This is a genomic window from Nocardioides humi (genome assembly GCF_006494775.1).
GTDB lineage: Bacteria > Actinomycetota > Actinomycetes > Propionibacteriales > Nocardioidaceae > Nocardioides > Nocardioides humi.
In genome coordinates, this window is sequence record NZ_CP041146.1 from 5,340,679 (window position 1) to 5,358,488 (window position 17,810).

At 73.7% G+C, this 17,810-nt stretch carries 21 protein-coding genes; 14 read left to right on the forward strand and 7 right to left on the reverse strand.

What is annotated here, in order from left to right:
- Nucleotides 1-2: 2 nt before the first annotated feature.
- From FIV44_RS25750 to FIV44_RS25765, 4 genes are read left to right on the forward strand one after another with little or no spacing between them, the layout of a single operon-like run.
- Nucleotides 3-461, forward strand: coding sequence for a variant leucine-rich repeat-containing protein (locus FIV44_RS25750; protein ID WP_141006940.1), 459 nt, complete (start codon nucleotides 3-5; stop codon nucleotides 459-461).
- Between the two features lie 41 nt (nucleotides 462-502).
- On the forward strand, nucleotides 503-1,120 hold the full coding sequence (locus FIV44_RS25755; protein WP_141006941.1) for a superoxide dismutase: 618 nt from the start codon (nucleotides 503-505) through the stop codon (nucleotides 1,118-1,120).
- Nucleotides 1,120-1,383: a superoxide dismutase gene (locus FIV44_RS25760; RefSeq protein ID WP_141006942.1), complete on the forward strand. Its 264-nt coding sequence runs from the start codon at nucleotides 1,120-1,122 to the stop codon at nucleotides 1,381-1,383. The genes FIV44_RS25755 and FIV44_RS25760 overlap by 1 nt, the downstream gene beginning before the upstream one ends.
- Nucleotides 1,384-1,432: 49 nt before the next feature.
- On the forward strand, nucleotides 1,433-2,224 hold the full coding sequence (locus FIV44_RS25765) for a ZIP family metal transporter (protein WP_141006943.1): 792 nt from the start codon (nucleotides 1,433-1,435) through the stop codon (nucleotides 2,222-2,224).
- Nucleotides 2,225-2,247: 23 nt separating this feature from the next.
- On the opposite strand, the gene FIV44_RS25770 is transcribed toward FIV44_RS25765, so the two are convergent.
- Genes FIV44_RS25770 through FIV44_RS25780 form a run of 3 tightly spaced genes read right to left on the reverse strand, consistent with a single transcriptional unit; the run spans nucleotide 2,248 to nucleotide 5,000 of the window.
- Nucleotides 2,248-3,036 (reverse strand): sulfite exporter TauE/SafE family protein, encoded by a 789-nt coding sequence (locus FIV44_RS25770; RefSeq protein ID WP_141006944.1) that lies wholly within the window; start codon nucleotides 3,034-3,036, stop codon nucleotides 2,248-2,250.
- Between the two features lie 43 nt (nucleotides 3,037-3,079).
- On the reverse strand, nucleotides 3,080-4,033 hold the full coding sequence (locus FIV44_RS25775) for a GGDEF domain-containing protein (RefSeq protein WP_181410835.1): 954 nt from the start codon (nucleotides 4,031-4,033) through the stop codon (nucleotides 3,080-3,082).
- 40 nt (nucleotides 4,034-4,073) lie between these two features.
- Nucleotides 4,074-5,000, reverse strand: a complete 927-nt coding sequence (locus FIV44_RS25780) for an ABC transporter substrate-binding protein (protein WP_141006946.1) — start codon at nucleotides 4,998-5,000, stop codon at nucleotides 4,074-4,076.
- 155 nt (nucleotides 5,001-5,155) lie between these two features.
- Here FIV44_RS25780 and FIV44_RS30870 point away from each other — a divergent pair, with 155 nt between their 5' ends.
- The gene (locus FIV44_RS30870; protein ID WP_181410836.1) at nucleotides 5,156-5,311 is read left to right on the forward strand and encodes a hypothetical protein; all 156 of its coding nucleotides are present in this window, start codon (nucleotides 5,156-5,158) and stop codon (nucleotides 5,309-5,311) included.
- Between the two features lie 15 nt (nucleotides 5,312-5,326).
- Here FIV44_RS30870 and FIV44_RS25785 read toward each other — a convergent pair whose 3' ends face one another.
- A complete protein-coding gene (locus FIV44_RS25785; RefSeq protein WP_141006947.1) occupies nucleotides 5,327-5,920 on the reverse strand; it encodes a type 1 glutamine amidotransferase domain-containing protein in 594 nt (197 codons plus the stop codon).
- 28 nt (nucleotides 5,921-5,948) lie between these two features.
- The gene (locus FIV44_RS25790; protein ID WP_141006948.1) at nucleotides 5,949-6,140 is read right to left on the reverse strand and encodes a hypothetical protein; all 192 of its coding nucleotides are present in this window, start codon (nucleotides 6,138-6,140) and stop codon (nucleotides 5,949-5,951) included.
- Between the two features lie 134 nt (nucleotides 6,141-6,274).
- Between FIV44_RS25790 and FIV44_RS25795 the strand changes: the two genes are divergently transcribed.
- The 3 genes from FIV44_RS25795 to FIV44_RS25805 all read left to right on the forward strand — a co-directional run bounded on the left by FIV44_RS25795 (nucleotide 6,275) and on the right by FIV44_RS25805 (nucleotide 9,324).
- Nucleotides 6,275-6,700, forward strand: coding sequence for a Fur family transcriptional regulator (locus FIV44_RS25795; RefSeq protein ID WP_141006949.1), 426 nt, complete (start codon nucleotides 6,275-6,277; stop codon nucleotides 6,698-6,700).
- A gap of 21 nt (nucleotides 6,701-6,721) precedes the next feature.
- On the forward strand, nucleotides 6,722-8,929 hold the full coding sequence (gene katG, locus FIV44_RS25800) for a catalase/peroxidase HPI (protein WP_141006950.1): 2,208 nt from the start codon (nucleotides 6,722-6,724) through the stop codon (nucleotides 8,927-8,929).
- Nucleotides 8,930-9,015: 86 nt separating this feature from the next.
- The gene (locus FIV44_RS25805) at nucleotides 9,016-9,324 is read left to right on the forward strand and encodes a GNAT family N-acetyltransferase (RefSeq protein WP_141006951.1); all 309 of its coding nucleotides are present in this window, start codon (nucleotides 9,016-9,018) and stop codon (nucleotides 9,322-9,324) included.
- A 3-nt stretch (nucleotides 9,325-9,327) separates the two neighbouring features.
- Here FIV44_RS25805 and chrA read toward each other — a convergent pair whose 3' ends face one another.
- Nucleotides 9,328-10,461 carry a chromate efflux transporter gene (gene chrA / locus FIV44_RS25810; RefSeq protein WP_141006952.1) on the reverse strand — a complete coding sequence of 378 codons (1,134 nt, stop codon included), beginning with the start codon at nucleotides 10,459-10,461 and terminating at the stop codon, nucleotides 9,328-9,330.
- A gap of 6 nt (nucleotides 10,462-10,467) precedes the next feature.
- A complete protein-coding gene (locus FIV44_RS25815) occupies nucleotides 10,468-11,229 on the reverse strand; it encodes an SDR family NAD(P)-dependent oxidoreductase (protein WP_141006953.1) in 762 nt (253 codons plus the stop codon).
- A gap of 112 nt (nucleotides 11,230-11,341) precedes the next feature.
- Here FIV44_RS25815 and FIV44_RS25820 point away from each other — a divergent pair, with 112 nt between their 5' ends.
- Genes FIV44_RS25820 through FIV44_RS25845 form a run of 6 tightly spaced genes read left to right on the forward strand, consistent with a single transcriptional unit; the run spans nucleotide 11,342 to nucleotide 17,752 of the window.
- Nucleotides 11,342-12,400 carry an ABC transporter substrate-binding protein gene (locus FIV44_RS25820; protein ID WP_141006954.1) on the forward strand — a complete coding sequence of 353 codons (1,059 nt, stop codon included), beginning with the start codon at nucleotides 11,342-11,344 and terminating at the stop codon, nucleotides 12,398-12,400.
- The gene (locus FIV44_RS25825) at nucleotides 12,397-13,287 is read left to right on the forward strand and encodes a siderophore-interacting protein (RefSeq protein WP_219996177.1); all 891 of its coding nucleotides are present in this window, start codon (nucleotides 12,397-12,399) and stop codon (nucleotides 13,285-13,287) included. Before FIV44_RS25820 ends, FIV44_RS25825 begins: the two co-directional genes overlap by 4 nt.
- A gap of 8 nt (nucleotides 13,288-13,295) precedes the next feature.
- Nucleotides 13,296-14,285, forward strand: a complete 990-nt coding sequence (locus FIV44_RS25830) for a FecCD family ABC transporter permease (protein ID WP_246086620.1) — start codon at nucleotides 13,296-13,298, stop codon at nucleotides 14,283-14,285.
- A complete protein-coding gene (locus FIV44_RS25835; RefSeq protein WP_141006955.1) occupies nucleotides 14,285-15,307 on the forward strand; it encodes a FecCD family ABC transporter permease in 1,023 nt (340 codons plus the stop codon). Before FIV44_RS25830 ends, FIV44_RS25835 begins: the two co-directional genes overlap by 1 nt.
- Nucleotides 15,304-16,083: an ABC transporter ATP-binding protein gene (locus FIV44_RS25840; RefSeq protein ID WP_141006956.1), complete on the forward strand. Its 780-nt coding sequence runs from the start codon at nucleotides 15,304-15,306 to the stop codon at nucleotides 16,081-16,083. The genes FIV44_RS25835 and FIV44_RS25840 overlap by 4 nt, the downstream gene beginning before the upstream one ends.
- On the forward strand, nucleotides 16,076-17,752 hold the full coding sequence (locus tag FIV44_RS25845) for an ABC transporter transmembrane domain-containing protein (protein WP_141006957.1): 1,677 nt from the start codon (nucleotides 16,076-16,078) through the stop codon (nucleotides 17,750-17,752). The genes FIV44_RS25840 and FIV44_RS25845 overlap by 8 nt, the downstream gene beginning before the upstream one ends.
- Nucleotides 17,753-17,810: the final 58 nt, after the last annotated feature.

The following is a 17,810-nucleotide window of genomic DNA, read 5'->3' on the forward strand; positions in this document are numbered from 1 at the left end:
GCATGGGATTCCTGTCGCCGCAGCAGCGGGCAGCCCTGGCGGCGTCCTCGCGCGAGGACGCCGGCGGGGCGCCGCTCTCGTCGTTCGCGTCGCCGCCGGCGAGCGAGGGCAAGGTGCAGCGGGTGCGCCTCCTGGCGGGCTCGGCCGACCCGGTGATCCGGGAGAGCGCCGCGCTGTCCTACCACGCGCCGCCGGATGTGCTGGTCGCCCTCGCGGCCGACCAGCAGGTCGGCGTACGACGCTGCGTCGCCCGCAACGAGCACACGCCGGCGGGCCTGCTGGTCCGCCTGGCCGCCGACGCCGACGCGACGGTCCGCGGCTGGGTGGCCGCGCATCCCGCGGTGCCGGACGGGCTGCTGACGGTGCTCGCCAGTGACCCCGACCCGACGGTCCGGGCGGTCGTGGCATGGGCGGAGGGCTGGGAGCGAGGGGGTGATCTAGTTGCAAATCAATTGCAGTAGCGTGGAGAACGCAATTGTCTCCGACGTCCCTGGAGGACCCGATGGCCGACTACACGCTGCCCGACCTGCCCTACGACTTCGCCGCCCTGGAGCCCTACATCTCCGGCGCGATCATGGAGCTGCACCACGACAAGCACCACGCGACGTACGTCAAGGGGGTCAACAGCACGATCGAGCAGCTCGCCGAGGCGCGGGAGCAGGACTCCTTCACCCACCTCACGGGCCTGGAGAAGACCCTGTCCTTCCACCTGGGCGGGCACATCAACCACTCGATCTTCTGGCCGAACATGTCGCCCGACGGCGGCGACAAGCCCACCGGCGAGCTGGCGCAGGCGATCGAGGAGTACTTCGGCAGCTTCGACAGGTTCCGCGCGCAGTTCCAGGCCAACGCGCTGGGGATCCAGGGCTCGGGCTGGTCGATCCTCGCGTGGGACACGCTCGGCCAGCGGCTGCACATCGTGCAGCTCTACGACCAGCAGGCCAACCTGCCGGCCTGCCTGGTCCCGCTGCTGATGCTCGACATGTGGGAGCACGCCTACTACCTGGACTACCGGAACGACAAGGCGGCGTTCGTTGCGCAGTGGTGGAACATCGCCAACTGGGCCGACGTGCAGCAGCGCTTCGAGCAGGCCCGGGCGCAGACGCCGGGACTGGTCTGATGAGCGGCGACGAGCGGCGCACCCAGTTGGCGCCCGTGGTCGCCGCCGCGCAGCGGGTCGCCGGCATCGTCGCGGCGCGCGGGCGCGGCGACGCCGAGGGCGCGCGCGAGCTGCTGCTCAGCTTCGACGACGACCGCGAGCTCGCGGGCGGTGCGCTGCTCGTCGCCGAGCTGAGCCTGGGCCTGCTGCGGCGCGAGACCGGCGAGTCGCTCGACGCGTGTGTGCGGGACCTGTGCGTCGAGATGGAGACCGCCCTGCGCTGAGGGCCCGGCCTCGGGCGGAGGGCGGCGATGGACGAGAGGAGAGGACGGGATGACGGTCGCATTCGTCTTCACCGCGCTGGCGGGCGCGGCGACGGCGCTGGGCGGACTGGCCGCGGTGCACCGCTGGGTCCGCAGTGACACCGGCCTGGCGGCGGCGCTCGGCTTCGCGGCGGGGGCCATGCTGCTGGTGTCGGTCGCCGAGATCGTCCCGAAGGGGGCGCACGATCTCGCGCCGTCGCTCGGGGTGCGCGAGGCGTGGGGGGCGACCCTGGCGCTGGTCGCGCTCGGCTCGGTCGGCACCGCGCTGCTCCAGTGGCGCGCGGCCGCCGGCGCCGAGCGGAGGCGCCGGCGCGGCGACCGGAGCGATGCCGACCCCGACCGCCGGCGGCTGCTGCGCAGCGGCCTCGTCGTGGCGGTCGCGGTGAGCGCCCACAACCTGCCGGAGGGCCTCGCGACCTTCGTCGCGACCGTCGACGATCCCAGCGCCGGCGCCGCGGTGGCGATCGCGATCGCGATCCACAACGTGCCTGAGGGAGTCGCGGTGGCCGCGCCGTTCTACGGCGCCGGCGTCGGCCGGGGCAGGGCACTCGCGGCGGCGACGCTCTCGGGGCTCGCCGAGCCCGTGGGCGCGGTGCTCGGCTATCTCGTCCTGATCGCGCTGCTCCCGCCGTCCGCCTACGCCGTCATCTTCGGCCTCGTCGCCGGCGTGATGCTGCACATCGCCGTCACCGAGCTGCTCCCGAGCGCCCGCCGCCTCGCCACCCTCCGCGCGGTCGCGACGTCGTTCGCCGCCGGCGCCGGCACCATGGCGCTGAGCCTCGCGCTGCTCCGCATCGCCTGAGCGGGCCGAGCCGACCGGTCCACTCAGCCGAGTCCCCGGACGAGGTAGACCGCGGCGAGAGCCAGCGCGACGAGGCCCAGCAGACCGGTCAGCCGCGCCTCGTCCAGACGTCGGTGCCAGCCGGCTCCGACGTACCCTCCGACCAGGCCGCCGAGGCCGCACGCGATGCCGAGCGTCCAGTCGGGTGCGGCGGCGCGGTCGCCGCCGGTTGCGAGGACGGCGAAGGTGAGGGCGCCGACGAGCGAGGTGACCAGGGTGGATGCGAGCGCCGCCGGCGCGACCTTGGCGACCGGCAGCCCGCGGGCGACGAGGAGCGGCGCCAGGATCGATCCGCCCCCGATGCCGTATACGCCTCCCACCACGCCGACCACGGCTCCGGCGACGGCGATCGACGCGCCCGTGACGGGCCGTGGCGCGGGATCCGCCGGTGTCGTGCGCCGCAGCGAGCGGCGGACGAGCCAGCCTCCGATCGGCAACAGCACGGCTGCGGCGACCAGTCGGAACGAGCGTGCGTCGGGCACGACCTGGACGCGCAGTACCGCGCCGAGGACGACACCGGGCACGGTGCCCACCAGCATCGGCGTCGTGAGCGCCCCGGGATGCTGACCGGCGCGGTGGTAGCGCCACAGCGCGCCCGGCGCGGAGACGACGTTGAACAGGAGGTTCGTCGGCGTGACGGCGGGGTTGGGGACCCGCAGCACGTCGAGCTGCACCGGGAGCAGGAACACGGCGCCGGACACGCCCACCGGCGCCGTGACGGCGGCGATGAGCGCTCCCGCGACCAGTCCGACCGCGAGCGTCGCCCCATCCACACAGCGATCCTCGCATGAGCAGGATCGTCAGGCTCGCGGCCGCTCAGTCCGACGGCGGCTTGGCGGCGTACATCGCCTGGTCGGCGCGGTCCAGGACCTCCTCGAAGGTCTCGCCCGGACCGGCCTGGGCGACGCCCGCCGTCCAGTCGTACGGCGAGCGCGCGGCCGCCTCGGCCAGCAGCTCCCGCGCCAGGTCCTCCACGAGGCCGGGCAGCACCATGACGAACTCGTCACCGCCGACCCGCCCGATCCGCCAGCCCCGGTCCGCGAGCTCCGCCCACGACGCCGTGACGGCGCGGATGAGGTCGTCGCCGGCGCCGTGACCCGACCGGTTGTTCACCTCGCGCAGGCCGTCGATGTCGATCATCGCGACGCACAGCGGCCTGCCCCGGCGCCGCGCGCGGGACAGCTCCTGCTCGGCGGACTCGACGATCCCGCGGCGGTTGAGCAGGCCGGTCAGGGGGTCGGTGTGCGTGAGCCGGTCGACGCGCCGGTGCAGGAGGCCGAAGGCCTCGGCGGCGAGGACCGTCTGCAGCAGGGTGGACAGCACGCCGCTGGTCAGGGCCTGCTCGCCGCGGCCGAGCACGACGGCGGCCCAGCACAGCGCCCCGGTGTAGACCACCGCGCGGCCCGCGACGGGGTGCAGCAGCCAGCTCGCATAGGCGCCGATGATCGGCAGCACGGCACCGTTGGTCAGCGCGGCCACGTCGACGTCGGTCCGCCAGCTCAGACCCGCCACCACCCCGACTTGGAGGGTCACCATGACCAGCGCCTGGCTGCGGGTGAACCGCGTGCGGCGGACCAGCGCGAACACCGCGCACGCCGCCGCGGCGACGGCGAGGGTGCCGAGGAGCCAGCGGGGGTTGTTGCCCGGCGACCACGCCAGCAGGGCGACACCCAGCATCAGCGCGCCGCCGAGGTACATCGCCGTCGTGGCGACGACGAGGGTCGGCAGGTCCCGCAGATACGCCGGCCCGCGACCGCGGCGCGTGTTCATCGACCCGTCCCTCCCGACCCCGCCTGAGTCCATTCTCGGACTAGCGCACCGTCGAGCGTAGGGACACCGCCCTGGCGGTGGGCGGGATCGCCAGGACTCGGGCGGGATCCGGAGCCGGGATCCCGGCGAGGCCGGGGTGGAGGATCGAGGCCAGCGCCTCGACGCCGTCGACGATGCGGGGGCCGGGCCGGGCGAAGGAGGCGTTGGCGTCGACCGCCCAGACGGGAACGCCGGGGAAGTGGTGTGCGACGCCCGCCGCCAGCTCGGCGCTCGCGTCGAGGTCGTACCCGCAGGGCGCGCACACGACGACGTCGGGGCGGGTGGCGACGGCGGCCGGCCAGGTCGTGCGGACCGACTTCGCGCCCGTCGTACCCAGCACGGGGTCGCCGCCGGCGAGCTCCACCATCTCCGGGATCCAGTGCCCGGGCGCGAACGGCGGATCGGTCCACTCCAGCACGAGCACCCGCGGGCGCGGAGCGCCGGCAACGGCCTCGGCCACGATGGCCAGGCGCTCGCGCAGACCCGCGACCCAGGCGTGGGCGGCCGCGGCCCTCCCGGTGCGCTCGCCCAGGAGCACGACGGACGCGAGCACGTCCTCGATCGTGTGCGGGTCGACGGTGAGGACGTCGGCGCGGCAGCCCAGGTAGGCCAGCGCGTCGTCGACCACGGCGACGTCCACGGCGCACACCGCACAGAGGTCCTGGGTGACCACGAGGTGCGGGTCGAGCTCGGCCAGCGCGTCGGCCCGCAGGTGGTAGAGGTCCTCCCCGCGACGCAGCGCCGCGGCGACGAACGCGTCGATCTCCCGCGGGGACAGGCCCTCCGGCATCGCCGAGGTCGACACCACCCGGCGCTCCCGCGCCTCGGCGGGGAAGTCGCACTCGAAGGTCACCCCGACGACGTCCTCGCCCGCACCGAGCCCGAACAGGATCTCGGTCGTCGAGGGAAGCAGTGAGACCACGCGCATGATGCGATGGTAGGCAACCGCGGGGGACCGGCCGCTCCGCGCCGTCCCGGGAGTCGTGCGGCTACCCTGTCGTCCGACAACTCCATAGCTGCCCAGCGCAGGGGAAGCCGGTCGGAAGCCGGCGCTGACGCCTCGCGGGCGAGCATCGTACCTGGGTGCCGATGAACTCCTCGATGATCGTCACCGACCCGCTGCCCCCGCGCTCTGGGCCGAGATCGGGGGCCCACGCCCTCGCCGACCGGGTCGAGGCGCGTGGCACCCGCCGCACGTCCCGGATCGCCACGGCGGCGAACCGGATCAGCGGCCGGTAGGCGCGAAGGGCGGCGTCAGGCCTGCGAGGCGGGGACCGAGTCGGCGCCGTGGTCGACGGCCTCGAGCAGGGCGCCGATGAAGGCCGGCAGGTCGTCGGGCTTGCGGCTGGTGATCAGGTTGCCGTCGGTGACGACGCGCTCGTCGACCCAGGTGGCGCCGGCATTGCGCAGGTCCGTCTGCAGGCTCGGCCACGACGTGAGCGTGCGGTCGCGGACGACGTCCGCCTCCGCGAGGGTCCAGGGGGCGTGGCAGATCGCGGCGACGGGCTTCGCGGACTCCATGAAGGCGCGGACGAAGGCCACGGCGCCGGCGTCGGTGCGCAGGGCGTCGGGGTTGGCGACGCCGCCGGGCAGCACCAGGGCGGCGTACGACGACGGGTCGGCGTCGGCGACGGTGACGTCGATCGGCCGCGTCTCGGACTTGTCGAGGTGCTCGAAGGTCTGCGCCTCACCCGGCTGGGTGCTGATCAGCACGGGCTCGTGGCCGGCGTCGGCGACGGCCTGCCACGGGTCGTCGAGCTCGACGCGCTCGATGCCCTCGGGGGCGACGAGGAAGGCGACCTTGCGCGGGGTGGTGGGGTCGGTGTCGGGGGTGACGGTCTCGGTCATCGGCTCCTCCTGCGAGTCGCGGGGGCGGTCAGGGGTTGTCGCGACGGTGGCGCGGGTCGAGCGGGTCCGTCGGCTCCATCGGGTCGGGCTCGAAGCGCTCGGTGTCGTGGGCGACCTCCTCGTTGCGCCGCCGGTCGGCGACGAAGGCCCAGACCAGGCCGAGCACGATGAAGGCGGCGACCACGACGCCGAGGATCAGCCAAGCGGGTGACATGTCCATGCCGCCCCGGTACCCGGCCGGGCCGGCGGCAGTCGCCGACACACCGCAGCCAGTCGCCGCCACACCGCACGCGGTCGCCGACACACCGCACGCGAAGTCTTGACTGATTCAAGAAAAGTGGCATGCTGGGGGACATGACGGCGCCCGACTTCCAGCAGCAGCTGCGGGACGTCGCGCTCCGGGTCACCCGGCCCCGGCTCGCGGTCCTCGAGGCGGTGCACGCGCGCCCGCACGCGGACACCGAGTCGGTGATCGCGGCGGCGCGTGCGCTGCTGCCCGAGGTGTCCCACCAGGCGGTGTACGACTCGCTGCACACGCTGACCGAGGCGGGGCTGGTGCGCAGCATCAAGCCCGCCGGGTCGGTGGCGCGGTACGAGACGCGCACCGGCGACAACCACCACCACGTCGTGTGCCGCTCCTGCGGCGAGATCGCCGACGTGGACTGCGCGGTCGGCCACGTGCCGTGCCTGACCGCCTCCGACTCCCACGGCTTCGTGATCGACGAGGCCGAGGTCATCTATTGGGGTCTCTGCCCCGACTGCACATCCCGCCCCTTGTAGTAGTTCCCGGAAGGAACACCGATGCCCGAGAACAGCCAGCACACGGAGCCTCTCATCACGGAGGACCCGCAGGACGCCGAGCAGCCGCAGGCGAAGTGCCCGGTCATGCACGGCCTGACCCACCCGACGCAGGGCTCGGCCAACCAGCAGTGGTGGCCGAACAAGCTCAACCTCAAGATCCTCGCGAAGAACCCGGCCGTCGCCGACCCGTTCGGCGGGGAGTTCGACTACAAGGCCGCCTTCCTCGCCCTCGACCTGGAGGAGGTCAAGGCCGACATCAAGGCGACGCTGACCGACTCCAAGGACTTCTGGCCGGCCGACTTCGGCCACTACGGCCCGCTGTACGTCCGGATGGCCTGGCACGCCGCGGGCACCTACCGCGCCCAGGACGGCCGTGGCGGTGGCGGCCACGGCCAGCAGCGCTTCGCGCCGACCAACTCCTGGCCCGACAACGGCAACCTCGACAAGGCCCGCCGCCTGCTGTGGCCGGTCAAGAAGAAGTACGGCAAGTCGCTGTCGTGGGGCGACCTGATCATCCTCGCCGGCAATGTCGCGCAGGAGGACATGGGCCTGCCGATCTTCGGCTTCGCCGGCGGCCGTCCCGACGTCTGGGAGGCCGACGACGACATCTACTGGGGTCCGGAGGCGGAGTGGCTCGAGGACGAGCGCTACTCCGGTGAGCGCGACCTGGAGGACCCGCTCGCCGCGGTCCAGATGGGCCTGATCTACGTCAACCCGGAGGGCCCCAACGGCAACCCCGACCCGCTGGCGTCCGCGGTCGACATCAAGGACACCTTCAACCGGATGGGCATGACCAACGCGGAGACGGTCGCGCTCATCGCCGGCGGCCACACCTTCGGCAAGACCCACGGCAACGGCCCGGCCGAGGCCGTCGGCCCCGAGCCGGAGGCCGCCCCGATCGAGGAGCAGGGCCTGGGCTGGCGGTCCTCGCACGCCTCGGGCAAGGGCATCGACGCCATCACCTCCGGGCTCGAGGTCACCTGGACCTACCACCCGACCCGCTGGGACAACGAGTTCTTCCACATCCTGTTCTCCTACGAGTGGGAGCTCTTCAAGTCCCCGGCCGGCGCCCACCAGTGGCGGCCCAAGGACAACGGCGGCGCCGACCTGGTCCCCGAGTCCTTCGGCGACGGCAAGCGCGAGCCGCGGATGCTCACCTCCGACATCGCGCTGCGCGAGGACCCGGAGTTCCGCGAGATCTCGCTGCGGTTCAAGGACGACCAGGCGGCCTTCACCGACGCCTACGCCCGCGCCTGGTTCAAGCTGACCCACCGCGACATGGGCCCGAAGTCCCGCTACCTCGGCGCCGACGTCCCGGCGGAGGAGTTCATCTGGCAGGACCCGATCCCCGCCGGTACGCCGCTCGGCGACGCGCAGGTGACCGCCCTGAAGCAGGCGATCGCCGACTCCGGTCTCACCGTGTCCCAGCTGGTCTCGACGGCGTGGGCCTCCGCGTCGACGTACCGCTCCTCCGACAAGCGGGGCGGCGCCAACGGCGCCCGCATCGCCCTGGAGCCGCAGCGCTCGTGGGCGATCAACCGCCCGGCCGAGCTGTCGGTCGTCCTGGCCAAGCTCCAGGAGATCGCCACCGCGCAGGGCGCCTCGCTGGCCGACACGATCGTGATCGCCGGCTCGGTGGGCGTCGAGCAGGCGGCCAAGGCCGCCGGCGTCGACGTCACGGTCACCACCACCACGGGTCGCGGCGACGCCACCCAGGAGCAGACCGACATCGAGCTGGCCAACTACCTGGAGCCGAAGGCCGACGGGTTCCGCAACTACCTGGCCAAGTCCAGCAGGTTCCCCGCGGAGTTCACCCTGGTCGACCGCGCCAACCTGCTCGGCGTCAGCGCGCCGGAGCTCACCGTCCTCATCGGCGGCCTCCGCGTGCTCGGCACCAACTGGGACGGCTCGGACCTGGGCGTCTTCACCGACACCCCGGGCGTGCTGACGAACGACTTCTTCGTCAACCTGCTCGAGCTCGGCACGACCTGGACCGCCACCGACGCCTCCGAGGAGGTCTTCTCCGGCACCACCGAGGACGGCCGCACCTGGACCGGCACCCGCAACGACCTGGTGTTCGGCTCCAACTCCGAGCTCCGCGCGCTCGCCGAGGTCTACGCCAGCGACGACGCGCGGGAGAAGTTCGTCCACGACTTCGTCGCCGCCTGGACCAAGGTCATGGACGCCGACCGCTGGGACCTGCGCTGACCGCGGCCCGCTGACCGACCGGAGGCCGCCCCCACTGCGGGGGCGGCCTCCGTGCTTTTCCCGCGAGCGCCCGGCAGGATGGGCGCATGAGCGACGCACCCGACAACAGCACCATCAGGTACGTCCACGCTCCCGACGAGCACCGCTACGAGATCCGCGACGGCGAGGCGCTCGTGGGCTTCACGGAGTACCGCCTGCCCGACGACGTCCACGTCGACTTCGTCCACACCGAGGTCGACGACGCGTACGGCGGCCGCGGACTCGCCGGCGGCGTCGTGGAGTTCGCGCTGGCCGACGTGCGGGCGCAGGGCAGGCGGATCGTCCCGCACTGCCCCTATGTCGCGAAGTGGATCACCCAGCACCCCGAGTACGAGGACATCACCGACCGTCCCTGACGCTCACGCGAGCAGCGCGTGGGCCAGCCCGGCCAGCGCGCCGCCGCCGATCAGCCAGGCGCTGTTGAGGCGGGTGCGCCACAGCAGGAGGAGCGTGAGGGCGGCGAGCCCCGTGGTCGGGGGATCGACCAGCCCGGTGCGGCCCAGCTGCAGCGCGACGCCCGCCATCAGCGCGAGCGCGGTGGCGTTGAGCCCGTCCAGCAGCGCGGAGGTCCAGTCCCGCGAGCGCAGCCGGTCGGTCAGCCGGGTCAGCAGTCCGACGAAGACGAACGACGGCAGGAAGATCGCGACCGTCGCCACGGCCGCGCCGGGGAACCCCGCGACGACGTACCCGAGGAAGGTCGCGGTCGTGAACACCGGCCCCGGGGTGACCTGCCCGATCGACACCGCGTCGAGCAGCTGCTCGCGGGTGACCCAGCCGAGCCGGTCGACCAGGTCGCCCTGGAGGAACGCGACCAGGACGTATCCGCTGCCGTAGAGCACCGAGCCGATCTTGAGCATCGTCCAGAACAGCTCGGGCAGCCGCCCCTCGGCCGGCCCCGCCGCCACCAGCAGCGGCAGGCCGAGCAGGGCGTGCCCGCCGCGGCGGGCCAGCGAGCGCGCGCCGCGCACCACCGCGGCCACCCCCGCCCCGGCGAAGAGCACGGCGAGCTCCGGCGCCCCCATCAGGTACGCCGCGAGCGCGGCCGCCGCGAGCAGCGCCAGCCAGCGCGACGCGAGGACCGTCCGGCCCAGGCCGACCAGCGCCCACACGATGATCGCCACCACGACCGGCACGACGCCGTACAGGAGCGACTCGACGGCAGGCGTGTCGCCGTACTCGACATAGGCCCAGGCCAGCGCGGCCACCATCAGCGCCGCCGGCAGGATGAAGCAGACGCCGGCGAGCACCAGGCCGCGCCCGCGTGCCCGGTCGTGCCCGAGGTGGATCGCGAGCTCGGTCGAGTTGGGGCCGGGGATCAGGTTGGTCGCGCCCATCAGGTCCGCGAACCGCCGGTCGGTGACCCACCCGCGGCGGCGGACCAGCTCCTCGCGCATCAGCGCGATGTGGGCGACCGGGCCGCCGAACGCGATCAGCCCCAGTCGGAGGAAGACCGAGGCCACCTCCCGCGTCGAGCCCGCGGGCGCCGGGGACACGGGACGTCAGGTGACGGTCATGCCGCCGTCGACCGCCAGCGTCTGGCCGGTGACGTAGCCCGCGGCGTCGGAGGCGAGGAAGACCAGGGTCGCGGCGAGCTCGCGGGCGTCGCCCTTGCGGCCGGCGGGGATCCGCGCCTGCTGTGCGTCGAGGTAGCCCGGGGGATAGGTGTCGGTCATCTCCGAGTCGAAGAAGCCGGGCGCGATGGCGTTGACCCGGATGCCCTTGCGCCCGGTCCACTGCTGGGCGAGGTCGCGGGTCAGGCCGATGATCCCGGCCTTGGACGCGGCGTACGCCGCCTGGGGGAGACCGGCGGTGGTGATGCCGAGCACCGAGGAGATGTTGATGATGCTCGAGCCCGGCGCCATCACCCGGCCGCAGGCCTGGGCCATCCAGTAGCTGCCGTTGAGGTTGACGTCGATCACCTGGCGGAACTCCTCCGGAGTCTCGCGGGTGGCGGGCACGGCGGTGCCGACGCCGGCGTTGTTGACCAGGATGTCGACCCTCCCCAGCTCGGCCACGGCCGCGTCGACGAGCGCCTGGCAGGACGCGGGGTCGGCCACGTCGGTGGCGACGCTGAGCGCCCGGCGCCCGGCGGCCTCCACGAGGGCCGCGGTCTCGGCGAGCCGGTCGGCGCGGCGCGCGCCGAGGGCGACGTCGGCGCCCGCCTCGGCGAGCGCACGGGCGAAGTCGACGCCCAGCCCGGAGCTGGCGCCGGTGACGACGGCGACCTTGCCGTCGAGTCGGAAGAGGTCGAGGACGGTCATGGCTGCACGCTATCGGTCGGCGTCCCGGCGCGTGCTGCCGCGATGTGGACCCGGGGAGAACGGCGACTCCGCGACTGCCTAAGGTGTGCCTTACCTATCTCGAGAGTTCCTGATGAACCGTCGTTCCCCCCGCGTCCGGTCCCTGGTGGCCGGCGCCGCCCTGTCCGCGCTGGTCCTGGCCGTCGCCGGCTGCGGCACCGACAGCGCCACCGACGCCCCGACGGCCGAGAAGCGCCAGCAGCTCTTCGACGAGCAGTGCGCAGGAACGGTCATCCCCGACCTGCCCGACCTGGAGCCGATCCCGGCCGAGGAGGGCACCGGCCAGGTCGAGACCGAGTTCGGCACCGTCGAGCTGCCCACGCACCCGAAGGCGGCGCTGGGCATGTACACCACCGACGTCGACATGCTGATCTGGCTGCGCTACCCGCTCGCCGGCAGCCAGCCGATCCGCGGCGACGGCTACAAGACGTTCCCGTGCTTCTTCCCCTACGACCCGCTCGACGGCGTGAGCACCTTCGCCAACTACCCCGACTACGACTACGAGTCGATCCTGCTGGCCGAGCCGGACTTCATCCTCAACGGCCTCGGGTACGACAAGAAGGTGGTCAAGCGGCTGCCGGAGATCGCGCCGACGTACAGCGTGGACGCCTTCGACGGCGAGAGCTGGATGACGCACTTCGAGGACACCGCGAGGGCGCTGGGGCGCAGCGAGTACTACGACGCCTGGAAGAAGATCTACGACGAGCGCGTCGCCGAGGTGCGGGCCGCGATCGGCGACGTCTCCGACGTCGTCGTGTCTCCCGTGGGCTACTGGGACGGCAAGATCCAGACCGGCTGCTACTCCGGCGTGGAGTGCCAGGTCTTCGACGACCTCGGCCTCACCATCAACGCCGCCTCGCTCGTCAACGACCGCGAGGGCGAGGCGCTCAGCGCCGAGCAGTTCGGCCAGCTCGGCGACGTCGACTACGGCTTCATGATCAAGGGCCTCGGCGAGGAGGGCCAGCAGGAGTACGACAAGACCCTCGCCGAGCTGCAGAAGAACGCACTGTGGGGCGACCTCGGCTTCGTGCAGGAGAGCCAGATCGTCACCTACGAGTGGGAGATGACCTACGGCTCGCCCAGCGGCCAGCTCGCGTTCCTCGACGTCGTCGAGAAGGCGCTGGCGACGTGAGCGCCGCCGACATCGCGATGAGCGTCCACCACGCCGAGGTGCTCGACGCCGTCGACCTGACCGACGGCATGCGGCGCGTCGTGCTCGGCGGCGAGGGTCTCGCCGGCTACCGGTCCACCGGCGTGGGCGACGAGTACATCCGGCTGCTCTTCCCGGCCGACCCCGACCAGCGTCCGGAGCTGCCCGACGTCGTCGACGGCAATCTCGACTACGGCTCGATCGACCTCGACCGGCTGCGCACCTACACCGTGCGCGACTGGGACGCCCAGGCCCGCCGGCTCACCGTCGACTTCGTCGTCCACGAGGGCGGCGTCGCCGCGACGTGGGCGCGGCAGGCGACGCCCGGCCAGGTGATCGGGCTGAACACGCCCACGGCGCTGTACGCCCCGCCCGCCGGGCTGGAGTGGCAGGTCCTGATCGCCGACTACGCGGGACTCCCGGCCGCGGTGCGGCTGGCCGAGACCACCCCCGGCGTGCCGACCCGCCTGGTGCTGGAGGTGCCCGGGCCGTCGTACCAGGTCGAGATCGCGGTGCGCCCCGACCTGGAGGTGGTCTGGGTGCACGGCGGGAACGGCCACGCGCCGAGCCGGCTGGAGGAGATCGTCCGCTCGCTGCCGCGGCCCGAGGGCCTCGGCTACGTCTGGGTCGCGGGGGAGTCGAAGGTGCTGCGCGGCGTGCGCAAGCACCTGCGGCACGAGCTCCGGCTGCCGGCGACGGCGTACAAGACCGTCGGGTACTGGATCGAGGACGCGGAGAAGTGGCGCGAGCGCTACGACAACCTCGACGAGGAGACCCGCGCGGCGCTCGACGCGATCTGGGAGAAGGGCGGCGACGAGGACGACCTGGAGGACGAGTACGACGCCCGGCTGACCGAGCTCGGGCTGTGACCTCGCCGGTGGCACCGAGGCTGCGAGGTCTGGGCTGGGCCCTCCTCGCGCTCGGGCTGCTGCTGGTGGCCAGCCTGGTGTTCGGCTCGCGGCCGCTGCCGCTCTCGGAGGTCGTCGAGGCGCTGATCCGCGACAACGGCGATCCCCACACGATCGTCGTCGAGCAGCGGATCCCGCGCACCGTCCTCGGTGTCGTCGTGGGTGCGGCGCTGGGGCTCTCGGGCGCGCTGATGCAGGGGATGACCCGCAACCCGCTCGCCGACCCCGGGCTGCTGGGCGTGGGCGCCGGTGCGTCGTTCGCGATCGTGCTCGGCGCGATCCTGTGGCCCGGGGCCGGCGCCACCACCCTGGTCTGGTTCTCCTTCGCGGGCGCCGCGCTGGTGACGGTGGTCGTCTACCTGATCGGCAACGCCGGCGGGCGCGGCCGCTCGCCGGTCACCCTGGTGCTCGCGGGGATGGCGGTCGGCTCGGTGCTCGCCGGGCTCTCCTCCCTGCTCGTGCTGTTCAACCGCCGCGCGTTCCTGGCCTCGCGCTCCTGGCAGGCCGGGTCCCTGGAGGGCGCCGACTGGGACGTCGTGCGCCAGGTCGCCCCGTTCGTCCTCGCCGGCGTGCTGGTCGCGGCGTTCGCCGCCCGCGGCCTGAACGCCGTCGCGCTCGGGGACGACGTCGCCGCGGCCCTCGGCGTGCACCCCTGGCTGGTGCGGGCGCTGGTGATCGTGGGCGTCACGGTGCTCTGCGGCGCCGCCACCGCCGCCGTGGGGATGGTCTGGTTCCTCGGCATGATGGTGCCCCACATCGCGCGCTGGATCACCGGCCCCGACCAGCGCCGGATCCTGGCGTGGTCGGCCCTGCTCGGCGCGCTGCTGATGGTCGCCGCCGACGTGGTCGGCCGGGTCGTGGTGATCCCCGACGAGATCCCGGCCGGCGTGGTCACCGCCCTGATCGGCGGGCCGGTGCTCATCGGCCTGGTCCGGCGCCGGACGGCGAGCGCGCTGTGATGGTCGTCCTGCGCCTCGGCGGGGCCCTCTCCTGGCGGGTGCCGCTGCGCACCCTCGTGACGACCCTCCTGCTGTGCGCGGCGGCCGCCGCCGCGGCGATCGCCGGACTGGCGATCGGCAAGGTGCAGATCTCCGCGATCGACGTGGTCCGCACGCTGGTCGGCCACACCACGCCCGCGCTCGAGACCGTCGTGACGGACTGGCGGCTGCCCCGCGTGCTGCTGGGCCTGCTCTTCGGCGGGGCGCTCGGCCTCGCCGGCGCGATCTTCCAGTCACTGACCCGCAACCCGCTCGGCAGCCCGGACGTCATCGGGTTCGACGCCGGTGCGTACGCCGGCGCCGTGATCACGATCATCGCCGTCGGCTCGACCGCGCTGGTCATCCCCGGCGCGCTGGCCGGCGGCATCGCCACCGCGCTCGCGGTCTACCTGCTCGCCTACCGCCGCGGCGTCCACGGCTTCCGGCTCATCGTCGTGGGCATCGCGGTCACCTCGATGCTCGGCGCGCTGACGGCGTACCTCGTCCTGAAGGCGCCGGTCGAGGTCGCCCGGATGTCCGCGATCTGGGCGGCGGGCAGCCTCAACGGGCTGACCTGGTCCGACCTGCGCGCGGGAGCGGCCACGATCGCGGTGGCGCTGGTCGTGGTCGGCTGGTCCGGCCGGCAGCTCACGGCGCTCGACCTCGGCGACGACGCCGCGGCCGCGCTGGGGGTCCGGGTGGAGCGGGTCCGGCTCGGCCTGCTGGTCGGCGCCACCATGCTCACCGCCACCGTCACGGCGCTCGCCGGACCGATCACGTTCGTCGCGCTCGCCTCTCCCCAGCTGGCCCGGCGGCTGACCCGGTCGGCGGGGATCCGTATGGTTCCGTCCGCGGCGATGGGCGGCTGCCTGGTGGTGGTCGCCGACCTCGTCGCCCAGCACGCCTTCCCCGCTCTGGTGCCCGTGGGCCTGGTCACCATCGTGGTCGGCGGCTGCTACCTGGTCTGGGTGCTGGTCGTCCAGGCGCGCAAGGAGATCCGATGACACTGCAGGCACGAGACCTGACCTTCGGCTACGCCGGCACCATGGTCGGGGAGCACGTCGACCTCACCATCGACGAGGGCTCCTTCACCGTGATCGTGGGCCCGAACGCCTGCGGCAAGTCCACCCTCCTGCGCGCGCTCTCGCGGCTGCTCAAGCCGACCGGCGGCCAGGTGCTGCTCGACGGCAAGGCGATCGGCTCGATGAGCTCCAAGCAGGTCGCGCGCCGGCTCGGCCTGCTGCCCCAGACCGCCCTCGCGCCCGACGGCATCACCGTCGCAGATCTCGTCGGCCGCGGCCGCCACCCCTACCAGTCGGCGCTGCGGCAGTGGTCGCGCGCCGACGAGGAGGCGTGCCGTGAGGCCCTCGAGGCGACCGGTACGACGGACCTGGCCGGCCGGCTCGTCGAGGAGCTGTCCGGCGGCCAGCGCCAGCGGGTCTGGATCGCCATGGTGCTCGCCCAGCAGACCGGGCTGCTGCTGCTCGACGAGCCGACGACCTTCCTCGACATCGCCCACCAGATCGAGCTCATGGAGCTGCTCACCCGGCTCAACAGGGAAGGACGCACCATCGTGGCCGTGCTCCACGACCTCAACCAGGCGGCCCGCTACGGCAGCCGCATCGTCGCCCTGCGCGACGGCGCGATCGTCGCCGAGGGCGCGCCGGCGGACGTCGTCACCGCGACCACGGTCGAGGACGTCTTCGACCTGCCGTGCAAGGTGATCGAGGACCCCGTCTCCGGCGCCCCGCTCGTCCTCCCGCTGGGCAGCCATGCCTGAGCCGACCACGCCCGAGGCGCGCGGCCTGCTGCGCGACGCCGTCACCGCCCAGCCGTGGCGGGTGACCCTCGCGACCGTCTGCGCGATCGGCCACCAGACGGGCGAGGCGCTCGTCCCGGTCGTCGTCGGCCTCGCCCTCGACCGCGGGGTCAGCGCCCGCGACGACCGGGCGCTCCTGCTCTGGCTGGTCGTGCTCGGCGCGACCTTCGCGCTGCTGTCGTACTCCTACTTCTGCTTCGACCGTACGGCGACCCGGGTGACCGCCGACGCCGAGGTCGCCCTGCGCCGCCGGGTGGCCGCCCACCTGCTCGACGTCCGCGGCGTCGGCCCGCACGAGGCGGGCTCGGGCGGCCTGGCCGAGGTCGCCTCCTCCGACGTCCGCGTGGTGGCGGACATCTCGGGGGTGCTGCAGATGTTCGCCGCCGGACTGGCGGGCATGATCGTCGCGGTCGTCGCCCTGCTCCGGATCCACGTCGTGGTGGGCGTCGTCGTCGTGGTCGGTGTCGTCGTGGTGGCGCTGCTGCTGCACCGGGTGTCCGCGCTCCTGGAGCGACGGATCGTCGCGGACCGCCAGGCCAGCGCGGAGGCGGCCGACGCCGCCTCGGACCTGCTCACCGGCCTCCGGGTGCTCAAGGGCCTCTCCGCGGAGGACGCCGCGAGCCGGCGCTTCCGGCTGGTCAGCGGCCGGGCGCTGGCCGCCGCGCTGCGCAGCGCCCGCGCGAGCGCCGGCTTCGAGGCGCTGGCCGCCCTCGCCCCGGCGCTGCTGGTCGCCGCCACGGTCGCGGTCGCCGGTGCCCTGGCCCTCGACGGGCAGCTGAGCCTCGGCGCGCTCGTCGCCGCCCTGGGCCTGGCGCAGTTCCTCGCCGGCCCGCTGCAGATGGTGGCCTACACCTTCGCCGAGCTCGCGACCGTGCGCGCCGCCGCGCAGCGGGTCGCCGGCGTGCTCGCGACCACCCCGCCGGCGTACGGCGACACGGACGTGCCGCCGCGCCCCCAGCCCATCGACGTGGACGGTGCCGTGGTCGGCCTGGCGGGCAGGACGCTCCGGCTGCGGGCCGGCGCGACGACCGGCGTCGTCGGCAGTCCCGAGCAGCTCGAGCGCCTGGCCGCCGCGCTGACCGGCGAGCCGCGTCCCGACGGCGGGCTGGTCCGGCTGGGCGGGCTGCCGCTGAGCGAGGCCGACCCGAGTGCCCTCCGCGCCGCGCTGGTCGTCGCGCCGCACGACGTCCGGCTCTTCACCGGCACCCTCGCCGAGAACGTCGACGGCGCCGGCCGGGAGCCGGGCGCGGTCGCCGCCGCCCTCGAGGCCGCGGCGGTCACCGACGTGATCGAGGTGCTCCCCGGCGGCCTCGACGCGGAGGTCGGCGAGGGCGGTCACCTGCTCTCCGGCGGCCAGCGTCAGCGGGTCGGGCTGGCCCGGGCGCTCGCCGTCCGGGCGCCCGCCCTGGTCCTGCACGAGCCGACCAGCGCGGTCGACTCCGTCACCGAGGCGCTCGTGGCCTCCCGGCTGACCGGGCTCCGCGCCGGCCTGACGACCGTCGTCCTCACGACCAGCCCGGTCCTGCTCGACGCGTGCGAGGAGGTGGTGTGGCTGACCGACGGCGTGCCCGTCGGCACCCACCACGCCCTGCTGGAGCACACCGGCTACGCGACGGCGGTGCTGCGATGAGCCAGGTCGAGAGCACCCTGATCGGCGTCGCCTCCGGGCGGACGACCCTCCGTGAGCT